The organism is Mesorhizobium sp. P2_E10, from assembly GCF_056404235.1.
On record NZ_JBFUEK010000001.1, the window covers coordinates 934,158 to 956,888 of the forward strand.

The following is a 22,731-nucleotide window of genomic DNA, read 5'->3' on the forward strand; positions in this document are numbered from 1 at the left end:
CTGCGGTCAATCTACTCCGCCGCCGACGCCAGCGGCCTGACTCTGGCCATCATCGAGCGCAGCACAGCCGGTTTCAGCGGCTTGTTGATCACCGGCACGTCGAGCCTTTCGGCGGCGGTGCGCACTTCGTTTGAGCGGTCGGCGGTGACCAACACCGCTGGCATGCCCTCGCCATAGACGGTGCGCAGCTTTCTGATCACGCTGAGCCCGGTCTCGCCGTCCAGATGATAGTCGGCCAGCACGATGTCTGGACGGCGGATGTCCGCTGCTTCGAAATCCTTCGATCCGGAAACCGTGTCGACGCTGCAGCCCCAGCCTTCGAGCAGAAGCCGCATGCCGTCGAGAATGCGGGCGTCATTGTCGATGCACAGCACCTGCAGGCCGGCAAGCGAAGCGGTGGCGCGGGAAGGCGCCCTGGTTTCGGCCTCGCGTTGCGGCGCCTGCACCGCCACCACGGGCAGCAGGACGGAAAACCGCGTGCCTTTTCCGAGGTTCGAAAAGATGCGGATTTCAAGCCGCAGCACCCGGGCGATGCGGTCGACGATGGAGAGGCCGAGGCCGAGGCCTTCGGCCTCGCGGGCGCCCTCGTCGAGGCGGGTGAATTCGTGAAACACCGTGTTCAGCTTGTCGCCGGCAATGCCGATGCCGGTGTCGATCACCTGGATTTCGGCGAGCTCGCCGCGCCGCCGCACGCCGACCAGGATGCGGCCGTGGCGGGTGTATTTGATGGCGTTGGAAACCAGGTTCTGGATCAGGCGGCGCAAGAGATTGCGGTCGGTCATGACGCTGAGCGACGACGGCATGATGGTCAGTTCGAGCTTCTTTTCGGCGGCAAGCGGCTGGAAGTCGTTGCCGATCTGGCTGAGCAGTCCGTCCAGGCGGAAGGCGCTGTCGTCAGGTTTCATGGCGCCGGCGTCGAGGCGGGAAATGTCCAGCACCGCGCCCAGAATGGTCTCGACCGATTCCAGCGAGGATTCGATATTGACCGCCGCCTTGCCCGCCGGCCCCTTGCCGGCCTTTTCGATCAGCGACGAGCAATAGAGCCGGGCGGCGTTCAACGGCTGCAGGATGTCGTGGCCGGCGGCGGCGAGAAAGCGCGTCTTGCCGAGATTGGCCTCCTCGGCCAGCATTTGCGCCTGCGCCAGTTCCTCATTGACGCGGGTCAGCTCCTCGTTGACCCTAGTCAGCTCGATGGTGCGGGTCTTGACGCGCTGCTCCAGCGATTCATTGGCGCGCTTCAGCGCCAGATCCTGTTCGACGCGCCCGGAAATGTCGGCATAGGTGGCAACCATGCCGCCGTCGGGCATCGGGTTGGAGCGCAACTCCAGGATACGGCCGCTGGTCTTCAATTCCATCTGCCACGGGCTGACGAAACTGGTCAGGCGGTTGAGCATCGCCACCCGCTGTTCCGCCGGAATGTCGCCGCGCTCGGCAAGATGGTGCAGGATGCGGTCGAGCGAGACGCCGACCTGGCCCATCTCGTCGGGCAGGTCGAACAACGCCCGGTATTGGCGGTTCCAGCAGATCAGCCGGAAATCCCGGTCGAAGACGGTAATGCCTTGTTCCATCTGGTCGAGCGCGATCTGCAACAGGTCGCGATTGTGCTGCAGCGCCTCGGTGGCGTCGTCGAGCAGGCGGAAGGCATCCTTGGATTCGCGGTCGTTGCGCCGAAACAGCAAGGACAGGATCAGCCGCGCCGAAGACGAGCCGACGGCACTGGCCAGCAACTGTTCGGAGAAGCGGATGACGTCCATGCTGGCCTGCTCGTTGCCATACAGCGACGTGCTGCTGCTCTTTTCGAACGACTGAAACGAGCGTTCGGTGCGTTCGACGCCGAGATAGCGTGAGATCGTGTCCTTGAGGTCGTTGACGGTGATGGCGGTGCGGAAGCGGCGCAGGCTTGGCATCGGGCCAGACTCGCGCGGCACGAAGATCGACGCCTGGATGCGTTCCAGCGGCACAGAAGCACGTGACAACGAGCCGAACACGAAGAACACGGTGTTGATCGACAGGCTCCACAACACGCCATGATTCAGCGGTTCGGCGACGGTGCCGAACAGCGCCTGCGGCCGCAGCGCCTCGAAGCCGAAGAGCCCCTGCACGATGATGTCGGCATCGGGTGCGACGAGCGAAGGCAAAAGCAGCGTGTAGCCCCAGACGGCGATGCCGGCGACCATGCCAAGTGCAGCACCCCTGCCATTGGCGCCGCGCCAGATCAGCCCGCCGATCAATGCCGGCGCGAACTGCGCGATTGCCGCGAAGGACATCAGGCCGATGGAGGACAGTCGCGCGCTGTTGGTGCTCTGGCGGTAGTAGAGGAAGGCAATGAACAGCAGGATGAAGATCGCCCCGCGCCGCACATTGAGGATCAGCGTCGACCAGTCCTCGCTTTCGGAGGTCGTGGTCTTGAGCAGGCGGCGCACGAACAGCGGGATGACGAGGTCGTTGGAGATCATGATCGACAGCGCAACGCTTTCGACGATCACCATGGCGGTTGCCGCCGACAGGCCACCGATGAAGGCCGCCATGGCCAGCACGTCGTGGCCGCTGAACAAGGGCAGCGACAGCACGTAGAGGTCGCTGCTGGTCCTGGTGCCGACCAGTGACAGGCCGGCGAGCGCGATCGGCAGCACGAACAGGTTGATCGCCACCAGGTAGAGCGGAAACACCCATGTCGCGGTGCGCAATTCGGCCTCGCCGCGGTTCTCGACGATGGTGACGTAGAACTGGCGCGGCAGCATGATGATGGCAAAGCCGCTGAGGCCGGTCAGCACCAGCCAGGTGGCGAGCGAGGTCGAGTAGCCCATCGCTTGCTGCACTTGCGGGTTCTGGGCGAGTTTGTCGAACATGTCGCCCGGCCCGCCATAGACCAGGAAGGTGACCATCAGGCCGATCGCCAGGAAGGCGGCGAGCTTGACCACCGTTTCGACCGCCACCGCCAGCACCAGCCCGTCCTGGTGCTCGGTGGCGTCGGCGTGGCGGGTGCCGAACAGCACCGCAAACAGCGCCAAAAGCATGGCGACGACCAGCGAGATGTCGCTGACGAACGGATCGAAGGAGGGTGGCGAGCCGGTATAGTGCTCGACCATCAGGCTGACCGAGCCGGAGATCGCCTTCAGCTGCAGCGCGATATAGGGCACCGCGCCGATAGTCGCAATCAGCGTGGCGATCGCCGAGACGGTGAAGCTCTTGCCATAGCGCGCGCCGAGGAAGTCGGCGATCGAGGTGATCTTCTCGGTCTTGGCCAGCTTGACGATGCGCTGCAGCAGCGGAAAACCGAACACGAACACCAGCACCGGACCGATATAGATGCCGAGGAATTCGAGGCCGCGCTCGGAGGAAAGACCGACCGAACCGAAGAAGGTCCACGAGGTGCAGTAGATGGCGAGGCTGAGCGCATAGATGAACGGGCGGGCGCGGCCAGGCCCCGTTGTCGTCGAACGCCGGTCGCCCAGGCTGGCGATGACGAACAGCAGCGTCACATAGGCGACCGCAATGATGACGATGAACCAGCCTTGCACGCCCCGGAAATCCTCCCTTGCCGGTTTTCCATCCGGCCAGCCCTGGACGCAATCACAGCTTGGGGATCAAGTCCATCACGGCTTTCGGCGCATGCCGGCTGCGGTGTTTGGCGACGGCGACCGTGAAAACCGCTGATCTGTCCGCCTTTTGCGTCTGTTTCAACCGCAGGTTTTTGTTATGGTGCCGGCGGGTCGGTGCCGAAAGGTGCGGTTGGGACGGCTGCGCGGCCCGTCATGACAGGAGGGTCAAATGCTGAAAGAATTCCAGGAATTCATTTCCAAGGGCAATGTGATGGACTTGGCCGTCGGCGTCATCATCGGCGCGGCCTTTGGCAAGATCGTCGATTCCCTTGTCAACGACATCATCATGCCGATCATCGGAGCAATTCTCGGCGGGCTGGACTTCAACAACTATTTCTTTGGGCTCTCCTCAGCCGTCAACGCGACCTCGCTAGCCGAGGCCAAGAAGCAAGGCGCGGTCTTTGCCTATGGCAGCTTCGTCACCGTGGCGCTGAACTTCGTCATCCTCGCCTTCATCATCTTCCTGATGGTCAAGGCCGTGAACAATCTGCGCAGGAGGCTGGAGCGCGAAAAGCCTGCTGCCCCGGCAGCTCCGCCGCCCGCCGACATCGCACTGCTCACCGAAATTCGCGATCTCCTCGCCAGGAAATAGCCCAAGGCAGATTTCTGGACCAAAACCCCGGTCGTTCGCGGCCGGGGTTTTCTGTTTTCGCATCTGATAAAACGCGCTAGCACTCGCCCGACACCAAAACGGACCTTTCCATGACCCTGATCGATAGCTTGCGCGCCGAGGCTCGGGCCGCGCCCGAAAGCGGCATTGTCGCCGTCGTCAACCACGGCCGCCTGCGCGAGGGACTGATCCCGCTCTGGGCTGGCGAGGGCGACCTGCCGACGCCTGCCTTCATCAGCGACGCCGCTGCCCGCGGACTGTCCGCCGGCGAGACCTTCTACACCTGGCAGAAGGGCATTCCGGAACTCCGGCAGGCGCTCGCCCGCTACTATGTCAGGCATTTCGGCAAGAGCTTTGCCGAGGAAGAGTTCATCGTCACCGCATCCGGCATGCACGCCATCCAGCTGGCGCTCGACGCGGTCGCCGGCCATGGCGACGAGGTCGTCTATCTGTCGCCGGCCTGGCCGAATTTCGCCGCCGCCGCTGGTGTAGCGGGCGCCGTGCCGGTTGCGGTCACGCTCGACCAGTCCGGCAATGGCTGGTCCTGCGACGTCGACAAAATAGCGGCGGCGATCACGCCGAGGACCAAGGCGCTGTTCGTCAACACGCCGTCCAACCCGACCGGCTGGACCGCCGATCACCAGACGCTGCAGGCGATCCTCGATCTCGCCCGCGAAAAGGGCCTGTGGCTCATTGCCGACGAGATCTATTCGCATTTCCACTACGGTCATGGCCGTGCGCCGTCCTTCCTCGACATCGCAACGGCGGAAGACCGCATCCTGTTCGTCAACTCTTTTTCCAAGAATTGGGCGATGACCGGCTGGCGCATCGGCTGGATCAAGACCCATCCGGCCTTGCAGCAGGTGTTCGAGAACCTCATCCAGTATTCGACCTCGGGTGTAGCCCAGTTCATGCAGCGCGGCGCCGTCGCCGCGCTGGACGGGGGCGATGCTTTCATCGTCGAACAGGTCGAGCGGGCCAGGGCAGCACGCGACCTGGTCTGCGACATTCTTGGCGCCACCGGCATGGCGCGGTTCACTGTGCCGCAAGGCGCGTTCTATCTGTTCTTCACGGTCGACGGCATCACCGATTCCCGAACTGCCGCCTTCGACATCGTTGACAATGCCAATGTCGGCCTGGCGCCCGGCACCGCCTTCGGCCCGGGCGGCGAGGCCTTCCTCAGGCTATGCTTCCACCGCCGCCTCGACCAGCTCGAGGAAGCCGCGCACCGGTTGGCAAAGTGGATGAAGACTGTTTGAACAGGCGGCCTTCAGCCGCCTGATTTGGGCACCAGCAGCGGAATGATGCGGTCGCTCTTGGCGACCGAGGGACGGCCTGCCGAACCATAGGGGATGCCGAGCGCGTCCCAGGTCTCGACCAGTGCGTCCTGCAGCGAGGCGATCAGCGCATCGGTGTGGAACGGCGTCGGTGTGATGCGCAGCCGCTCGGTGCCGCGCGGCACGGTCGGGTAGTTGATCGGCTGAATGTAGATGCCGTGCACGCCGAGCAGGCGGTCGCTGGCCATCTTGCAGAGCTCGGGATCGCCGACCAGCAGCGGCACGATATGCGTCGGCGACTCCAGCACCGGCAGGCCGGCGGCAGCAAGAACCTGCTTTGTCAGCGTCGCCTGGCGCAGTTGCGCGTCGCGCTCGACCTGCGAACGCTTCAGRTGGCGGATGGAGGTRGTGGCWGCAGCGGCRACGGCCGGCGGCAGCGCCGTGGTGAAGATGAAGCCCGGCGCATARGAGCGCACCGCGTCGATCACCGCACTGGTGCCGGTGATGTAACCGCCGAGCGTACCGAACGCCTTGGCCAGCGTGCCCTCGATGATGTCGATGCGGTCGGCCAGGCCCTCGCGCTCGGTGATGCCGCCGCCGCGCGGTCCRTACATGCCGACGGCGTGAACCTCGTCGATATAGGTCATRGCGTTGTAGCGCTCGGCCAGCTCGACGATCTGCYKKATCGGCGCGATGTCGCCATCCATCGAATAGACGCTTTCGAAGACGATCAGCTTGGCGCGCTCGCGACCGGCCGCCTGCAGCAGGCTTTCGAGATGRGCGACGTCRTTGTGGCGGAAGATCTTCTTCTCGGCGCCCGAGCGCCGCACGCCTTCGATCATCGAMGCGTGGTTCAGCTCGTCCGAGATRATCAGGCAGTTGGGCAAAAGCCGCGCAATGGTCGAGATCGASGCYTCGTTGGAGACGAAGCCGGAGGTGAAGACGAGGGCGGCTTCCTTGTCGTGCAGGTCGGCCAGTTCCAGCTCGAGCTCGACCAGCGGGTTGCTGGTGCCGGAAATGTTGCGGGTGCCGCCGGCGCCCGATCCCATCTTGCCGGCTGCGTTCTGGAACGCGGCGATGACGTCGGGATGCTGGCCCATGCCGAGATAGTCGTTGGAGCACCAGACGGTGATTTCCTCGGCGCGGCCGTTGGAACGCCAGATGGCACGGGGAAATTTGCCGACGATGCGCTCGAGGTCGGCGAAGACGCGGTAGCGACGCTCTGCATGGAGCTGGTCGATCGCTTCCTCGAAGAACCGCTGATAATTCATGTCGACTTTCCAATTTTGCGCGGGATCATAATCATTGCCCCATTCGGCGTCCACCGGACCTTTTTGGTCAAAATGCCACGCCCCAAGCCTGTTCCTAACGATCCCAGATCGTGGCCTATTCCCTTGATGTGGATCAATTTTGTTTCCGTACGATGCCACAGGCCGGTGAGACTGTTACAGATTTAACATTCGGGCGTTTCTAATGGCCTTGCCACAGGCTTTCCAGTAAGGCGGTCGTTGAGACAGTTTCCGATAAATCATGAGTAAAAGAGGACGCGGATGACGGTTTTGGTAACGGGCGGCGCCGGCTATATCGGCAGCCATATGGTCTGGGAATTGCTGGATGCGGGTGAGAGCGTCGTCGTTCTCGACCGGCTTTCGACCGGTTTTGAGTGGGCAGTGGCGCCCGAGGCCAAGCTCGTCGTCGGCGATGTCGCCGACAAGGAGCTGGTTGGCGGGGTCATCCGCGACAACAAGGTCGACGCTATCATCCATTTCGCCGGCTCGATCGTTGTTCCCGAATCGGTCTCCGACCCGCTTGGCTATTACGAGAACAACACCTCAAAGACGCGCACGCTGATCGAGACCGCGGTGCGCGAAGGCGTGCCCCATTTCATCTTTTCCTCGACCGCCGCCGTCTATGGCGCCGCGGGGCTGGAGCCGGTGCGCGAGGATGCCCGCCTGGCACCCGAATCGCCCTACGGCCTGTCCAAGCTGATGAGCGAATGGATGCTGCGCGATGCCGCCATCGCCCACGGCCTGCGCTATACCGCGCTGCGCTATTTCAACGTTGCCGGCGCCGATCCGAAGGGCCGCACCGGCCAGTCGACGCCGGGCGCCACGCATCTGATCAAGGTCGCCTGCGAGACCGCGCTCGGCAAGCGCCCCTTTATGCAGGTGTTCGGCACCGACTATTCGACGCCGGACGGCACCTGCATGCGCGACTATATCCATGTCAGCGACCTGGCGGCGGCACATCGCCTTGCCCTGCAGCGGCTGCGTGACGGTGGCACCAGCCTGGTCGCCAATTGCGGCTACAGCCATGGCTATTCGGTGCTAGAGGTGATCGACAGCGTGCGCCGCGCCTTCGGCCATGATTTCGAGGTGAAGATGGGCGATCGCCGCCCCGGCGACGCCGCCGCCGTGGTCGCCAATTCGGAGCTGGCGCGCGGCGAACTCGGTTGGACCCCGCAGCGTGACGACCTCGACCTGATCGTTGCCGACGCGCTGGCATGGGAACGCATCCTGACCAGCAAGAATTCCGCGCGGGGCTGAGGACAGTTCTTCATCCAAGGGCTCGTCGGCTGGGCGCTTAAGCGCTATTGAAGGGCTTCGCGGCGAAGCGTGGAGGCGCTTCGGCCGAGCTTGATCCTGGGGGGCCGCATGAAGATATTGGTGCTTGGAGCCGGCGTTGTCGGTACCGCAGCCGCCTACTATCTGGCCGCTGACGGCCACGAGGTGACGGTGATCGAGCGCCACCCGGCGGCGGCGCGCGGCACCAGCCAGTCGAATGCCGGCCTGGTCTCGCCCGGCGACGCCACCGCCTGGGCCTCGCCCGCGGCGCTGAAGACTTTTTTGCGCGCGCTCTGGAATCATGATCTCGGCATCAAGGTGCGGCTGCGCTTCGATCCGTATTTCATCGCCTGGAGCCTGCGTTTCCTGCGCCAGTGCACGAAAGAGCGCCTGCGCGCCAACAGCCGGGTCAAGTTGCGCCTGGCGCTCTATTCCCGCGACTGCATCAATGCCATCTCGTCCGACGCCGGCATCCACTATGACGAGCGCAAGAAGGGCATTCTCTATTTCTTCCGTTCGCAGCACAGTCTCGACACCGGCACCGACAATTATCGCTTTCTTGCCGAACACGGCCTGCCGATCGAGATCGTCGGCCGCGACCGGCTGATCGAGATCGAACCCGGTCTTGCCGGTGTGAAAGACAAGATCGCCGGTGGCGTCTATTCGCCGATCGACCAGACCGGCGATTCCAGCCAGTTCACTGAAAATCTCGCCGCTTACGCCGCCGAAAAGCTCGACGTGAGATTTCTCTACGACACCACGGTTGAGGGCCTCGACATAGAGGGCGACCGGGTACGCGCGGTGATCACCTCGGCCGGACCGATAGCGGGCGACGCGGTGGTGATCGCGATGGGGCCGGAGAGCGGTCTGCTCGGCCGCCGCTATGGCATCGACCTGCCCGTCTACCCCGTCAAGGGTTACACCGCGACCATTCCCTTGGAGGACGAGAGCAAGGGGCCGACCATGGGCGGCGCCGACGAGGACCAGCTGATCGGCTATTCCAGGCTCGGCAACCGGCTGCGGCTCGCCTCGACGGCGGAGTTCACCGGCTTCGACCGCACCCACAAACCAGGTGATTTCGCCACCATGTTCAGGACCGGCAAGGATCTTTTCCCCGGTGCCTTCGACGAGAAGAAGGCCGTTCTCTGGGCGGGCCTGCGGCCGATGATGCCGAACTCGGTGCCGGTCATCGGCCAGGCGCGCTACAAAAACCTCTACCTCGACACCGGCCACGGCCATGTCGGCTGGACCATGGCTTGCGGCTCGGGAAAATTCCTCGCCGATCTGGTCGCCGGCCGCAAACCGGAGATCGACCCGCAAGGGCTGGTCTACGCCAGCTAAACTGGGGTCAATCATCGTGACGGCACAATGTCCACCCATCCGATATCCACTCAGCGAGCCAACCGCGTTCAAGCTCGTTGACCTGCGTGAGATTGCTTTGTCTGGAAGTAAGGTGGTTGAGCCCTACGACCTCGAAATCCCTGCAATCTTCTGGGTGATCATGTGCGCCACAAGTTAGTTGCCATTCGCCGTCGAAATGATGAACGACCAAAGCCACGGGCCTCTCGGAGCGAAAGACGTGTCCACAGACAATGGCTCTTGCTTCTGGCATGTGAGCAACCAACGGCGGTATGGGTATCATTGCCGGTCAACTGAACGACTCGGCCGGGAGATACACCTGCTTGGCGTCGTGTACAAATTCTGAGTAGAAAAATGTCGGGACCGCAAGTCGCCATCGACCTTGGCCGCATCGAGCGCAATGCGCGCACCATCGTCGACCGCTGCGCGCTGTCGGGTATCAAGGTTTTCGGCGTTACCAAGGGCACTTGCGGCATGCCGCAGGTGGCGCGCGCCATGCTGCGCGGCGGCGTTGCCGGCATCGCCGAATCGCGCTTCGAAAACATCCGCCGGCTGCGCGACAGCGGCATCAATGCCCCGATCATGCTGCTGCGCAGCCCGCCAATGGCGCGCATCGAGGAGATGGTGCGCACCGTCGACATCAGCCTGCAATCCGAACTCGCCACCATCCGCGAACTGTCGCGTATCGCCGAGCGCATGGGCCGCGTCCACGACATCATGCTGATGATCGATCTCGGCGACCTCAGGGAAGGCATCTGGCCGAACGATCTCATCCCGACGGTCGAGCAGATCCTGACGCTCAAGGGCGTGCGCATCGCCGGCATCGGCACCAATCTCGGCTGTTTCGGCGCCATCATACCGACCGAGGAAAATCTCGGGCAGCTCGTCGCTCATGCCTACAAGACCGAGCGTCTCGCCGGCGCAAGGCTCGACTTGGTTTCCGGCGGCGCGTCGTCGTCGCTGACGCTGCTGCTCGAAGGCAAATTGCCCGCCGGGATCAACAATTTGCGCGTCGGCGAAGCGATCCTGCAAGGCGGCGTCGAGACCTTCCGCGACACGCCCTGGGCCGAGCTCGAACCCGATGCCTGTCGCCTGACCTGCGACATCATCGAGGTCAAGCTGAAGCCGTCGCGGCCGATCGGCCAATCCGGCTATGACGCGTTCGGCAACCAGCCGGTGTTTCCCGACGAGGGCGACCGGTTGCGCGCCATTGCCAATATCGGCCGCGAGGATGTGCTGATCGAAGGGCTGACGCCGATTGCCAAGGGCGTGCGGGTGCTCGGCGCCTCCAGCGACCATCTGCTGCTCGATGTGAACGACGCCAACCCGCCGCCCGCCGTCGGCGACAGCGTCGCCTTCCGCATGAGCTATGGCGCCATGCTGCTGGCGATGACCTCGGAATATGTCGAAAAGGCCCCGATGCACGATGTCGAGGATTTTTCAGGCCGCAAGATGGTGCAGATCACGGCCGAACCGGCTGCCGTCGGCATCCTGGCCCGCGAAGCGACCGGCGCGCGGCTGGAGGCGATGAATTTCGATGTCGTCGAACTGGCCGATGTCGAGCGGCCGCCCTCCGGGCTGATCCGGCTGACCGCCGGCGCTGACCGCCGCACCGCCCACAAGGCGCTGACGACGACCGCGCGGGCCACCCACTCGTTTGGTCTGATCTGGATCGATTCCATCGCCGCTTTGATGCCCGAAGACGAGGATGGCATCGACCTGGCAGAGGCCTCGGTGCTGGCGCGCACGCTCGGCCTCGATCACAAGCCCGGCGCGCTGCAGCCGCAGCTGTCGCCGGAAAACGTCGTCATCGTCGGCTTGCGCCATGCCGATCCGGCCGAGGCGCGGGTGCTGAAGGATTCGCGCGTATCGGCCTTCACCATGACCGATATCGACGCCATGGGCATGCGCGACCTGATGCATGAAGCGATCCGCATCGCCACCTCAGGTACGCAAGGCTTCCATGTCAGCTATTCGCCTGAGGTCACCGAATTCGCCGGCTGGCCGGCCGGCTCCGGCGGCCTCACCGTGCGCGAAACTCATCAGGCCATGGAGGCGATCGCGCTCTCCGGCGGATTGTTGTCCATGGATGTTTCGGGGCTGACCGCGGATCTTGAACCTCGGATTGGCACCGATGTGGTCAACTTCGTCATGTCGGCCTTCGGCAAGCGGATCTTGTAGTCAACCACGAGCGTCGACTGTCGCACGCCATGCGCGTGCGTAGCTCGCCCAGGCCGAATCGGCCGGCGGTTCGGTTCTTTGGCCTTTGCCTTGGGGCGTTGCCTGATCCGACGCCAGCAGCGCGGCGCCGATGCTGGTGCCGGTGGCGGCCTCGGACGCAATGACCGCGCGCCCCGTTGCCGCCGCCAGCATGCTGACGAAAAGCCGGTTGCGGGCGAAGGGGCCTTCGACAATGGTCGGCCCGTCGCCTCCGATCAGGTCGAGGCAGGTCGACGTCATCAGCGCCAGATAGAACGAGATCGCGGCAAAACGCTGGCCAGAGGTGATGCCGTCGGCGTCGAGCCATGCGGCGGCGTGATGCGGAAATGGCCCGGAGCCTTGCTGGGTCGAGGGCAGCAGCAATGTCTTTCGCGCCAGCACGGCGGCGACATCGTCTTCGCTCCAATCTTCCGATTGGCCTTGCGTCAGCACCGAAAACTCGCGTCCGCCCATGAAGCGCGCCGACGGCACCGGATCGCCAAGCGCGTTGACATTGACCAGCGTGTCGCGCGCCGGGTCGAGCGTGACATTGCTACCGCCAACCGCCATCGACACCACCCAGGTGCCGGTCGACACCACGGAGAAAGGCGGCGGATCGGACAGGAGATGCGGCAGCAGCGACGCGTTGGAATCGTGCAGGCCTAAGAATACCGGCGTCTGCGGATCAAGACCGGTTTGCGCGGCGAGCGCCGGCAGGATGGGGCCGAGCCGGTCCTTGGCCGGTCGCACCGGCGCCATCAGCCGGCGCCAGTCCATTGTGTCGACCAGCGAAGAGAAATCGGCTTTCCACGGATTCCACAGATCGGTGTGGCAGCCGAGCGAGGTCACCTCGTTGGCGGCGACGCCGGTCAGGCGTAGCGCCCAGTACTGCGGGTACATCAGCATCGCAGCGGCGTTGGCAAATTCGGCGGGAAAACGCTTCTGCTGCCAGAAAAACTGCGCACCGAGATTGAGGCCGAGCGGCAGGCGCGGCGTGCCAGTCTGGTTAAAGGGTGGTCGGACAGCGTCATAGTCCGCCGCAAGGCTGTCCGGGCCATCGAATTCATAGTCGAGGACCGGAAGCGCCAGTGCGCCGGATGCGTCGACCAGCACGCCCGTCGCGCCATGCGTGGTGATCGATATTGCGTCGATGCGCTGCTCGCGATTGATTTCGGCAAGGCTGTCGAGAATGAAGCTCCACAACCGTTCGACATCATGGTGCGGGTAGGGGCCGTTCGTGGCGGGCGCGTTCGCCATTCGGCGCAGCGCGATCTCGCTCAATGTGGTGAGATCGACCAACGCCACCTTGGCATTGGTCTTGCCGATATCGATGACGGCGCTGATATCAGTCATTCCATATGGAACACGGTTTCCAGCGGCACCGCCACCGGCTCGTTGTCCGGCTTGGTCTCCATGATGTCGGCCATGTGAGCCCACCAGCGCTGCATCACCGGATGCGTCGGCAAATCGTCCATGCCGTGGCCGTCGCGTCGCCACAGCACGCTGAACAAGATGCTAGTCTCTTCGTCGAGATGGATCGAATAGTCGGAAATTCCGGCCTGTTTGAGCAGCGCGACCAGCGATGGCCAGATCTCGTCATGGCGCTTTTTGTATTCGGCCTTCATGCCCGGCTTGAGCTGCATCTTGAACGCGTATTTCTCGGCCATCAGGCGAAGCGCTCCCGCCGCAGCCGCCGCCAGACGATGGGCAGAGCGATGACAATGATCAGGAGCAGGCCGATGAAGATCGACATGACGATGCCGGGCACGTTGAGCAGGCCAAGGCCGAAGGTCACCAGCCCCATGATGAAGGCGGCCAGCACTACGCCGAGAATGCTGCCGGCGCCGCCCAAAATGCTGACGCCGCCGAGCACCACCATGGTGATGACTTCGAGTTCGTAGCCTTGTGCGATCGATGGCCGCGTCGAGCCGAGCCGCGAGGTGATCAGCACCGAGGCGATGCCCGCCATCAGACCGGTCAGGCAAAACAGGATGAATTTGATGCGGCCGACGCGCACGCCGGAAAACTGCGCCGCGACCGGGTTGTTGCCGATGGCAAAGACACGGCGGCCGAAACTCGTTCGGTGCAGCAGGAACCAGTAGACGACCGCCGCAATGAGGAAGAGCACCATTTCGAACGACACCACCCACCAGACATAGCCCTGGCCGAAGAAGGCAAAGCTGTCTGGATAGCCCTTGTAGGCCTGGTCGCCGAGGATGATGAAGGCGATGCCGCGAAACAGGCTCATCGTGCCGATGGTGACGACGATGGAGGGCAAGCCGAGCCGGGTCACCAGCAGGCCGTTGAAGGCGCCGCAGCCAAGCCCGACGACAATGCCGATCGCCACCAGCACCGGCGTGCCGGCGCCGGCCTGCACGGCCATGCCCATCATGGTCGAGGCCAGTGCGATGATGGCGGCCACCGACAGGTCGATCTCGCCCGAAATGATCAGCAGCGCCATGGCAAAGGCGATCAGGCCCTTCTCGGTGAAATTGAAGGTGAGATCCGACAGCGAATACGGGTCGAGGAAATAGGGCGAGGCGAAGCTGTTGATGGCAAAGATCGCCACAGCGACCACGACCAGCAGCGCCTCCCAGGAAAAGACAGCCGAAGTGAGCGGCTTGTCGAGCCGGTTGGGAATGTGGCGCGGGGCAGAGATGTCGGTCATGCCGCTTCCGCCTTTCTGAGAATGATGCGGCCTTGCCGGCGCTCGCCGCGCGCGTTGAGCACCACGGCCAGGATGATAGCGCTGCCCGAAATCGCCATCTGCCAGAAGGGCGAGATGTTGATCACCGGCAGAGCGTTGGAGATGATGCCGAGGAACAGCGCACCCAGCACCGCGCCGCCGACCGAGCCGATGCCGCCGGCAATCGAGATGCCGCCGATGACGCAGGCGGCGATGATGTTGAGCTCATAGCCATTGGCGACTTCGACCGACGCAATGACGTAGCGCGAGATCCAGAGATAGCCTGAGAGACCACCGATCATGCCGGAGAGGCAGAAGACGATGAATTTGGTCCGGCCGACATCGATGCCGGCATAGACCGACGCGGTCGGGTTGACGCCGATGGCATAGATCGAGCGGCCAAGTGCCGTGCGTGTCATCAGCAGGAAGAACAAAGCGATGACCAGAATGGCGATCCACGACAGCACCGGAATGCCGAGGAAGGCGGCGCGCTGGAAGCCGATGAACTCAGGGCTCATCTTGTCGGCATTGACCCAGGCACCGCCCGAAATGACGAAGGTGGCGCCGCGATAGATGGTCAGCGTGCCCAGTGTCACCACGATCGAGGGGATGTTCAGCCGCCAAACCAAAAGCCCGTTGATGGCGCCGAGCCCCAGGCCGACGAGAAGGGCGATGACGATCAGCAGCGGGATCGGAATGGCCGGATGCGCAGCGTTCAGCATCGCCACCACCATGCCGGTGAAGCACAGGTTCGAGGCCATCGACAGGTCGATCGAGCGGGTCAGGATAATTGCCATCTGACCGAGCGCCAGGATCATCAGGATCGAAGTGTCGTTGAACACCTGGCGCAAATTGGCGGGATCGGCAAAGGCCGGAAAGCGCGTCGAGATCAGCCCGATCAGCACGATGATTGCCGCGAGCAGCCAGACTTCGCGGTATTTGAGAAGAGTTTTCATGCCGCGATCCCCGCTGCTGTCCTGACCAGCGTCTCAGCGTCAAGCTCCTTGTTGTCGTAGACCGCAGCGATGCGACCCTCGCGCATGACCACGACCCGATCGGACATGCCGAGGATTTCCGGCAGTTCGGACGACACCATGATCACCGAGAGGCCCTGCGCGACCAGCTCGGCCATGAAGCCGTGCACGGCGGCCTTGGAGCCGATGTCGATGCCTTTGGTAGGCTCGTCCAAGATGATCACCTTGGGTGCCGTCGCCAGCCATTTGGCAATCACGATCTTCTGCTGGTTGCCGCCCGACAGCGTGCCGACATCCTGGCTGAGCGAGGAGGCGCGCAGGTCGAGCCGCTCGGTATAGGAGCGGGCCAGATCGAACTCCTCCGCCAGCCGCAGCAGGCCGGATTTGGAGGTGCGCTTGAGCGAGGGCAGAGAGACATTCTGGAAGATCGGCAGGCCGATCACCACGCCCTGCTTGCCGCGCTCCTCCGGCACGTAGACGATGCCGGCATCGATCGAATCCGCTGCCGATTTCGGCGCGATTGTTTCGCCTTCCAGCGTGATCGTCCCGGCCGAGGTGCGGGTGATGCCTGAAATCGCCTGCATCACCTCGCTGCGCCCGGCGCCGACGAGGCCGTAGAAGCCGAGGATTTCGCCCTTGTGCAGTTCGAAGCCGATGTCGTCGAATTCCGTGGGATGCGACAGGCCGGCGACCGAGAGCACCGGCGCGCCGATCTCGGCCTTGCGCTGCGGAAAGATGTGGTCGACCGAGCGGCCGACCATCATGCGCACGATCTGGCTCTGGCCGGCATCCTTGATCAGGCCTTCGCCGACCATCTCGCCGTCGCGGAACACCGTATAGCGGTCGGCGATGCGGTAGATCTCATCGAATTTGTGGCTGATGAACAGGATCGCCTTGCCTTCGCTCTTGAGGAATTCGATCAGCAAAAAGAGTTCCTCGATCTCCTTCATCGATAGCGCCGCGGTCGGCTCGTCCATGATGACGATCTGCGCATCGATCGACATCGCGCGGGCAACGGCAACCAGATGCTTGTTGGCGATGCCGAGATCCTTCAGCCGCGCGTCGGCGTCGATATGGCCGGCACGCATGGTGTCGAGCACTTCCTTGGCGTTCTTGCGCATGGTGCGCCAGTCGATGGTGCCGAAGCGCGTGCGCGGCGCGTGGCCGAGAAAGATGTTTTCGGCGACGCTGAGGTCGTCGAACAGCACCGTTTCCTGGTGGATGGCGGTGATGCCGTGCCCGAAAGCCGCGTGCGCGCTGGACAGAGTGACAGCCTCGCCGTCGATGCTGATGGTGCCCGCGTCAGGCTGGTAAATGCCGGTCATGATCTTGACCAGCGTCGACTTGCCGGCGCCGTTTTCGCCGATCAGCGCGGTCACCTCACCGGCATAAAGCGACAGGCTGACATCGTGCAGGGCGCGCACGCCGGGAAAACTCTTCGAGATGCCGGACAGCGTCAGCCGCGGGCCAGAAGGCAAAGGCTGCTCCTTTGCCAAATCGTGTTGGGCTGTCGTGTCCATATCCGTATCAAGCCCTGAAACTAGGTCCGTTTAAAGCGGCGGCGGGATCTGGTCCCGCCGCGCCAGGTCGAAGGCTGCCCGAGATCAATAGATCTTGGAGAACTTTTCGATGTTGGTCTTGTCGAACTGGAAGGGCGGAGCCATCGCAGCCGAGTTGGTGTCGTCGAGCGTCACCTTGCCGACGCGGCCGATCGACAGCGTGGCGCCTGGCTTGGCCTCTTCCTTCTTCACCGCCAGATCATGGGCGAGGTAGACGGCGGAGTAGCCGAGGTCGATCGGGTTCCACAGCGCGACCGCCTGGCTGGAACCGTTGTCGATGAACTTCTTGAACTCCGACGGCAGCGCCAGGCCAGTGACGTTGACCTTGCCGATCAGGCCTGCGTCGGTCACCACCTGGGCGGCCGCAACGACGCCGACCGTGGTCGGTGCGATGATCGCCTTGAGGTTCGGATAGGACTTCAACAGGCCCTTGGCTTCGTCGGTGCTCTTGGCCGAGTCGTCATCGCCATAGACGGTGGCGACGAGTTTGATCTTGGGGAACTTCTCCGGCAGGATTTTCTTGGCCGCATCGATCCAGGCGTTCTGGTTGGTCGCGGTCGACGAAGCCGACAGGATGGCCACTTCGCCGCCTTCCGGCAGATAGTCGGCGGCAAGCTTGATGATGGTCTCGCCGATCAGGCCGGTGTCGGACGGGTTGAGGTGGAGCTGCCGGCCAGCCGGAGCAACGCCCGAATCCCACGAGATGACGGTGATGCCGCGTTCCATCGCCTTCTTCAGCGCCGGCACCAGAGCGTCGGCGTCATTGGCCGAAATGGCGATGGCGTTGACCTTCTGTGCGATCAGCGCGTTGACCACTTCGATCTGCGCTTCGGCGGTCGCCTTGGTCGGGCCGGTGTAGATGATGTCGACATCGCCGAGTTCCTTGGCCGCCTCTTCGGCGCCCTTGTTGGCGGCGTCGAAGAAGCCGTTGCCGAGCGACTTCACCACCAATGCGATCTTGACGTTCTCGGCATAGGCGGCGTTCACGAACATGGCGGCAGAAAATGCCGCCGTAACCATCAGTTTCCTAAGAAAGCTCATCGAATATCCTCCCTTGAGCGTTGCATTCCATCGCCGCTGCTGGCGTGAGCCTGTCTCAGGCCTGCAGTGAAGATTCTTCCTTGGCCGACTTGCGGGCGACGATCAGCGTCACACCTGCGGTCTCTAACATCTTGGCTTCCCGGTCCTCGATGCCGTCATCGGTGATGACAGTGGCGATGCGCGACAGGCCGCACAGGATCAGGCTGGAGCGTTTGCGGAATTTCGTGGAGTCGACCAGCACCACCAGCTCGTCGGCCTGGTCGATCAGTTTCTGCTCGGCCTGGATCAGCAGCGGGTCGCCTTCCATCAGGCCGAGCGGCCCGAGCCCTTGCGCGCCCATGAACATGCGGCGCGCATAGAAATTGCGCGTCACGTCGTTGTCGAAGGGCGACAGGATGATGTTCTGCTCGCGGTAAATGGTGCCGCCCGACAGCATGACGGTGTTCTTGGAATGCTTGAGCAGGTGCTCGGCGATCGGGAAGGAATTGGTGAAGATCGGCATGCGGCGGCCGGTCAGGAAATGCACCATCTGGAAGGTGGTGGTGCCGCCATTGATGATGATCGGCTCGCCATCCTTGCACAATTCCACCGCTTCCCGGGCGATTGCCCGCTTCTGCGAGGCGTTGAGCGTCTCGTTGACGGAAAAGGGCCGGCCGGCAAGGCCGATGAATTGCGGCGGCGAGATCGCCTCGGCGCCGCCACGCACGCGGCGCAGCCTTTTTTGCACATGCAAAGCCGCGATGTCGCGCCGGATCGTCGCTTCGGACGAGTCCGTCAGGTCGACCATCTCCTGCACCGTCACCACAGGTTTTTCCTGGACGGCGGACAGAATGATCCTGTGGCGCTCTTTCTCGTGCATGGTTCCTCCCTGCCTGACCATCTAGGCACCCAAAACGCGCAGTGTCAATCATTTCCGATCATATAATTTCATTGTGCAGTGCAATATGATCGTTCTTGATCGTTTGTGATTGACAAACCGGGTGCTTCCATGGACATTCAGCCAAAATCGACGGCACAGTCTGCGCGTCTTACGGGAGGATATTTCAATGCTCGACAAGCGCTCCGGCACGCGCCTCGCAAACCTGTGGGACGAGGCAAAAGCCCAGGCGATGAGTGAGCCGGAGCGTCTCGTCTATCGCTCGAATGTGCTCGGCTCCGACAAGCGCGTCACCAATTATGGGGGCGGCAACACCTCCTCCAAGATCTGGCAGACCGATCCGCTTACCGGGCAGAGCGTGGAAGTGTTGTGGGTGAAGGGTTCGGGTGGCGACAGCGCGTCGATCAAGATCGACGGCTTTGCCACGCTCTATATGGACAAATTGCGTGCGCTGAAGGGTCTCTATCGCGGCGTCGAGCATGAGGACGAGATGGTCGGCTTCTTGCCGCACTGCACCTTTAACCTCAATCCACGCGCCGCCTCGATCGACACGCCGCTGCATGCTTTCGTGCCGAAGCCCTATGTCGACCATATGCATCCCGACGCCATCATCGCCATCGCCGCTGCCAAGGATTCCAAGGCGCTGACCAAGGAGATCTTCGGCGACGCCATCGGCTGGCTGCCATGGAAGCGCCCGGGCTTCGAGCTTGGCCTGTGGCTGGAAAAATTCTGTCTCGACCATCCCGCCGCCAAGGGCGTCATTCTCGAAAGCCACGGTCTGTTCAGCTGGGGCGACACCCCCAAGGAATGCTACGAAACGACAATCTCGGTGATCAACCAGGCGATCGAGTGGTTCGAGCGCCGCTCCGACGGCGTGGCCATCTTCGGCGGCGAAGTGGTCAAATCGCTCGATGCGCCGGCGCGCCGCGCTGTCGCCGCAAAACTGATGCCGAGGATCCGTGGCTTGATCTCGGAAAAGAGCCACAAGCTCGGCCATTTCGACGATTCCGCCGCCGTGCTTGAATTCGTCAACTCCAAGGAGTTGCGCCCGCTGGCGGCACTTGGCACGTCCTGCCCCGATCATTTCCTGCGCACCAAGATCCGGCCGCTGGTCATCGAGTTCGATCCCGCCAAGCCGGATGTCGATGCCGTCATCGCCCGTCTTGCCGACGATGTTGCCACCTATCGCGCCGGCTATCAGGCCTACTACGACAGCTGCAAGCATGTGGATTCGCCCGCCATCCGCGATCCCAATGCCGTGGTCTATCTGATGCCCGGCGTCGGCATGTTCACCTTCGCCGGCGACAAGGCGACCGCGCGCATTTCCGCCGAGTTCTACGTCAACGCCATCAATGTCATGCGCGGCGCCTCGACCGTCTCGTCCTATGTCGGCCTGCCCGCACAGGAAGCCTTCAACATCGAGTACTGGCTGCTCGAGGATCTTAAGCTGCAGCGCATGCCGAAGCCGAAGTCGCTTGCCGGCCAGATCGCGGTGGTCACCGGCGGCGCCGGCGGCATCGGTCGGGCAACGGCCAGCCGGCTGCTGCGCGAAGGCGCCTGCGTCGTGCTGGCCGACATCGACGAGACGGCACTTGCCAGCGCCAATGATGAGTTGGCGAAGGCCTATGGCAAGGATTTCGTCCGGCCAGTGCTGATCAACGTCACGTCAGAGGATCAGGTCGTCTCCGGCTTTGCTGAAACATCGGTCGAATTCGGCGGCATCGACATCCTGGTGTCGAACGCTGGCCTGGCGTCCTCGGCGCCGATCGAGGAAACCACGCTGGCGCTGTGGAACAAGAACATGGACATCCTGTCGACCGGCTATTTCCTGGTCTCGCGGGAAGCGTTCCGGCTGTTCCGCGTGCAAAAAATCGGCGGCAACGTCGTCTTCGTCGCCTCCAAGAACGGGCTCGCCGCATCGCCCAACGCCGCCGCCTATTGCACCGCCAAGGCGGCCGAGATTCATCTGGCGCGCTGCCTGGCGCTGGAAGGCGCGGAAGCGCAGATCCGGGTCAATGTCGTCAATCCGGACGCCGTGCTGCGTGGCTCAAAAATCTGGAGCGGCGAGTGGAAGGAACAGCGCGCTGCCGCCTACAAGATGTCGACCGACGATCTCGAGGAACACTACCGTTCGCGCTCGATGCTGAAGCGTTCGGTGTTCCCCGAGGACATCGCCGAGGCGATCTATTTCTTCGCCTCCGACATGTCGGCCAAGTCGACCGGCAACATCATCAATGTCGACGCGGGCAACGCACAGAGCTTTACGCGATAGTCGCTCGTCCTTCTCCCCGTCTCTATACGGGGAGTTGAGGAGTGGTCCGCGTAGCGGACGAAAAACCAATTGCTTGGCTTTTCGAACGACGAAAGCCGGCAGGCGGATGAGGGGCAGCGCTGCCCGAACGCATTTTGGGAGGAATAATACTTGTCCGAATCCATCATATCCGCCGACCTCGTCGACAAGGACAACACCGCGCGCAAGGCCAACCTCGAACGCGACTACGCCTCGCTCGGTGAGCGTCTCGACCGGCGCGGCATCGCCATCGACGCCATCCGCGACAAGGTCGAAAAATTCGCCGTGGCGATCCCGTCCTGGGGCGTCGGCACTGGCGGCACCCGCTTTGCCCGCTTTCCCGGTGCCGGCGAGCCGCGCGATATTTTTGACAAGATCGAGGATTGCGCCGTCATCCGGCAATTGACGCAAGCAACCCCCACCGTCTCGCTGCACATTCCGTGGGACAAGGCCGATCCGAACCGGCTGAAGCAGGCGGCCTCTCGCTTCGGCCTCGGTTTTGATGCCATGAACTCCAACACCTTCTCCGACGCAAGGGACCAGAAGCTTTCCTACAAGTTCGGCTCGCTCTCGCATGCCGATGCCGGCACGCGCCGGCAAGCTGTCGAGCACAATCTCGAATGCATCGAGATCGGCAAGACGCTCGGATCCAAGGCGCTGACGGTGTGGATCGGCGACGGCTCGAATTTCCCCGGCCAGGTCAATTTCGCGAGAGCGTTCGAGCGCTATCTCGATGCCATGAAGGAGATTTACGCCGGGCTGCCGGATGACTGGAAGCTGTTCACCGAGCACAAGATGTACGAGCCGGCCTTCTATTCGACCGTCGTGCAGGATTGGGGCACCAACTACATGATCTCAAAGGAGCTGGGCGACAAGGCGTTCTGCCTGGTCGACCTTGGCCATCATGCGCCCAACGTCAACATCGAGATGATCGTGTCGAGGCTGATCCAGTTCAGGAAACTAGGCGGCTTCCATTTCAACGATTCGAAATACGGTGATGACGATCTCGACGCCGGCTCGATCGATCCCTACCGGCTGTTCCTCGTCTTCAACGAACTGGTCGATGCCGAGCTGTCCGGCGCCGAGGGTTTCGACCCGGCCCATATGCTCGACCAGAGCCACAACGTCACCGACCCGATCGAGAGCCTTATGCTGTCGGCGGTCGAGGTGCAGCGCGCTTATGCGCAGGCGCTGCTGGTCGACCGCAAGGCGCTGGAAGGGTTTCAGGACGCCAATGACGCGCTGATGGCGACGCAGACGCTGAAAGTGGCCTACCGCACCGATGTCGAGCCGATCCTGGCCATGGCGCGGTTGAAGACCGGCGGCGCCATCGATCCGGTTGCCGCCTATCGGGCCGCGGGCTATCGGGCCAAGGTTGCGGCAGAGAGGCCAGCGGTGGCCGGCGGCAGCGGCGGCATCGTTTGAGGTTGGCTAATCTCCCCCACGAGGGCAGGGCTATCGCATATGAGTTAGAGCGTTGATTAGGTAGCCGTCATTCCATGCGCATTTCTTGATGCGATGGCTGATGGGGACTTTGTCTGTGTCGGCGAGTTGGAGGATGTTTTTGGCGAGGCGGTTGAGGAGTGCGGTGTTGGCGGGGGCGTTGTCCTTGCGGGCTCGGCTGAGGTCCTCATCCAGATGAACGTCGAGCATCCAGTGCAGGCCATTCTCGATCTGCCAATGAGCCCTGGTG

The 22,731-nt window shown here is 63.0% G+C and carries 16 protein-coding genes and 1 pseudogene; 7 read left to right on the forward strand and 10 right to left on the reverse strand.

Going from position 1 to position 22,731, the window contains the following annotated elements; genetic code table 11:
- Positions 1-11: 11 nt before the first annotated feature.
- Positions 12-3,521 (reverse strand): PAS domain-containing hybrid sensor histidine kinase/response regulator, encoded by a 3,510-nt coding sequence (locus AC1D0N_RS04525; protein ID WP_477241794.1) that lies wholly within the window; start codon positions 3,519-3,521, stop codon positions 12-14.
- Positions 3,522-3,771: 250 nt separating this feature from the next.
- Between AC1D0N_RS04525 and mscL the strand changes: the two genes are divergently transcribed.
- Positions 3,772-4,194 (forward strand): large conductance mechanosensitive channel protein MscL, encoded by a 423-nt coding sequence (gene mscL / locus AC1D0N_RS04530; RefSeq protein WP_477241796.1) that lies wholly within the window; start codon positions 3,772-3,774, stop codon positions 4,192-4,194.
- A 110-nt stretch (positions 4,195-4,304) separates the two neighbouring features.
- Positions 4,305-5,471 (forward strand): pyridoxal phosphate-dependent aminotransferase, encoded by a 1,167-nt coding sequence (locus AC1D0N_RS04535; protein ID WP_477241798.1) that lies wholly within the window; start codon positions 4,305-4,307, stop codon positions 5,469-5,471.
- 11 nt (positions 5,472-5,482) lie between these two features.
- Here AC1D0N_RS04535 and hemA read toward each other — a convergent pair whose 3' ends face one another.
- A complete protein-coding gene (hemA, locus tag AC1D0N_RS04540) occupies positions 5,483-6,760 on the reverse strand; it encodes a 5-aminolevulinate synthase (protein ID WP_477241800.1) in 1,278 nt (425 codons plus the stop codon).
- Positions 6,761-7,039: 279 nt separating this feature from the next.
- Between hemA and galE the strand changes: the two genes are divergently transcribed.
- From galE to AC1D0N_RS04555, 3 genes are all read left to right on the forward strand, one after another.
- Positions 7,040-8,035, forward strand: coding sequence for a UDP-glucose 4-epimerase GalE (gene galE, locus AC1D0N_RS04545; protein WP_477241802.1), 996 nt, complete (start codon positions 7,040-7,042; stop codon positions 8,033-8,035).
- Between the two features lie 108 nt (positions 8,036-8,143).
- Entirely contained in the window at positions 8,144-9,394 is a 1,251-nt protein-coding gene (locus tag AC1D0N_RS04550; protein WP_477241804.1) for a D-amino acid dehydrogenase, read from the forward strand.
- Positions 9,395-9,766: 372 nt separating this feature from the next.
- Positions 9,767-11,593, forward strand: a complete 1,827-nt coding sequence (locus AC1D0N_RS04555; RefSeq protein WP_477241806.1) for an alanine racemase — start codon at positions 9,767-9,769, stop codon at positions 11,591-11,593.
- On the opposite strand, the gene AC1D0N_RS04560 is transcribed toward AC1D0N_RS04555, so the two are convergent.
- The 7 genes from AC1D0N_RS04560 to AC1D0N_RS04590 all read right to left on the reverse strand — a co-directional run bounded on the left by AC1D0N_RS04560 (position 11,594) and on the right by AC1D0N_RS04590 (position 18,730).
- Positions 11,594-12,964, reverse strand: coding sequence for an FGGY-family carbohydrate kinase (locus AC1D0N_RS04560; protein ID WP_477241808.1), 1,371 nt, complete (start codon positions 12,962-12,964; stop codon positions 11,594-11,596).
- On the reverse strand, positions 12,961-13,278 hold the full coding sequence (rhaM, locus tag AC1D0N_RS04565; RefSeq protein WP_477241810.1) for an L-rhamnose mutarotase: 318 nt from the start codon (positions 13,276-13,278) through the stop codon (positions 12,961-12,963). The genes AC1D0N_RS04560 and rhaM overlap by 4 nt, the downstream gene beginning before the upstream one ends.
- Positions 13,278-14,279 carry an ABC transporter permease gene (locus tag AC1D0N_RS04570; RefSeq protein WP_477241812.1) on the reverse strand — a complete coding sequence of 334 codons (1,002 nt, stop codon included), beginning with the start codon at positions 14,277-14,279 and terminating at the stop codon, positions 13,278-13,280. Before AC1D0N_RS04570 ends, rhaM begins: the two co-directional genes overlap by 1 nt.
- Positions 14,276-15,253, reverse strand: a complete 978-nt coding sequence (locus tag AC1D0N_RS04575) for an ABC transporter permease (protein ID WP_477241814.1) — start codon at positions 15,251-15,253, stop codon at positions 14,276-14,278. The genes AC1D0N_RS04570 and AC1D0N_RS04575 overlap by 4 nt, the downstream gene beginning before the upstream one ends.
- The gene (locus AC1D0N_RS04580) at positions 15,250-16,791 is read right to left on the reverse strand and encodes a sugar ABC transporter ATP-binding protein (RefSeq protein WP_477241816.1); all 1,542 of its coding nucleotides are present in this window, start codon (positions 16,789-16,791) and stop codon (positions 15,250-15,252) included. Before AC1D0N_RS04580 ends, AC1D0N_RS04575 begins: the two co-directional genes overlap by 4 nt.
- Positions 16,792-16,875: 84 nt before the next feature.
- A complete protein-coding gene (gene rhaS / locus AC1D0N_RS04585) occupies positions 16,876-17,871 on the reverse strand; it encodes a rhamnose ABC transporter substrate-binding protein (RefSeq protein WP_477241818.1) in 996 nt (331 codons plus the stop codon).
- A 55-nt stretch (positions 17,872-17,926) separates the two neighbouring features.
- Positions 17,927-18,730, reverse strand: a complete 804-nt coding sequence (locus tag AC1D0N_RS04590) for a DeoR/GlpR family DNA-binding transcription regulator (RefSeq protein WP_477241820.1) — start codon at positions 18,728-18,730, stop codon at positions 17,927-17,929.
- Positions 18,731-18,917: 187 nt separating this feature from the next.
- On the opposite strand from AC1D0N_RS04590, the gene AC1D0N_RS04595 reads away from it, so the two are divergent.
- On the forward strand, positions 18,918-21,020 hold the full coding sequence (locus AC1D0N_RS04595; RefSeq protein ID WP_477241822.1) for a bifunctional rhamnulose-1-phosphate aldolase/short-chain dehydrogenase: 2,103 nt from the start codon (positions 18,918-18,920) through the stop codon (positions 21,018-21,020).
- Between the two features lie 150 nt (positions 21,021-21,170).
- Positions 21,171-22,463, forward strand: coding sequence for an L-rhamnose catabolism isomerase (gene rhaI, locus AC1D0N_RS04600; RefSeq protein ID WP_477241824.1), 1,293 nt, complete (start codon positions 21,171-21,173; stop codon positions 22,461-22,463).
- Positions 22,464-22,493: 30 nt separating this feature from the next.
- Here rhaI and AC1D0N_RS04605 read toward each other — a convergent pair.
- Positions 22,494-22,731, reverse strand: a pseudogene (locus AC1D0N_RS04605) (ISAs1 family transposase); the annotation flags it as partial.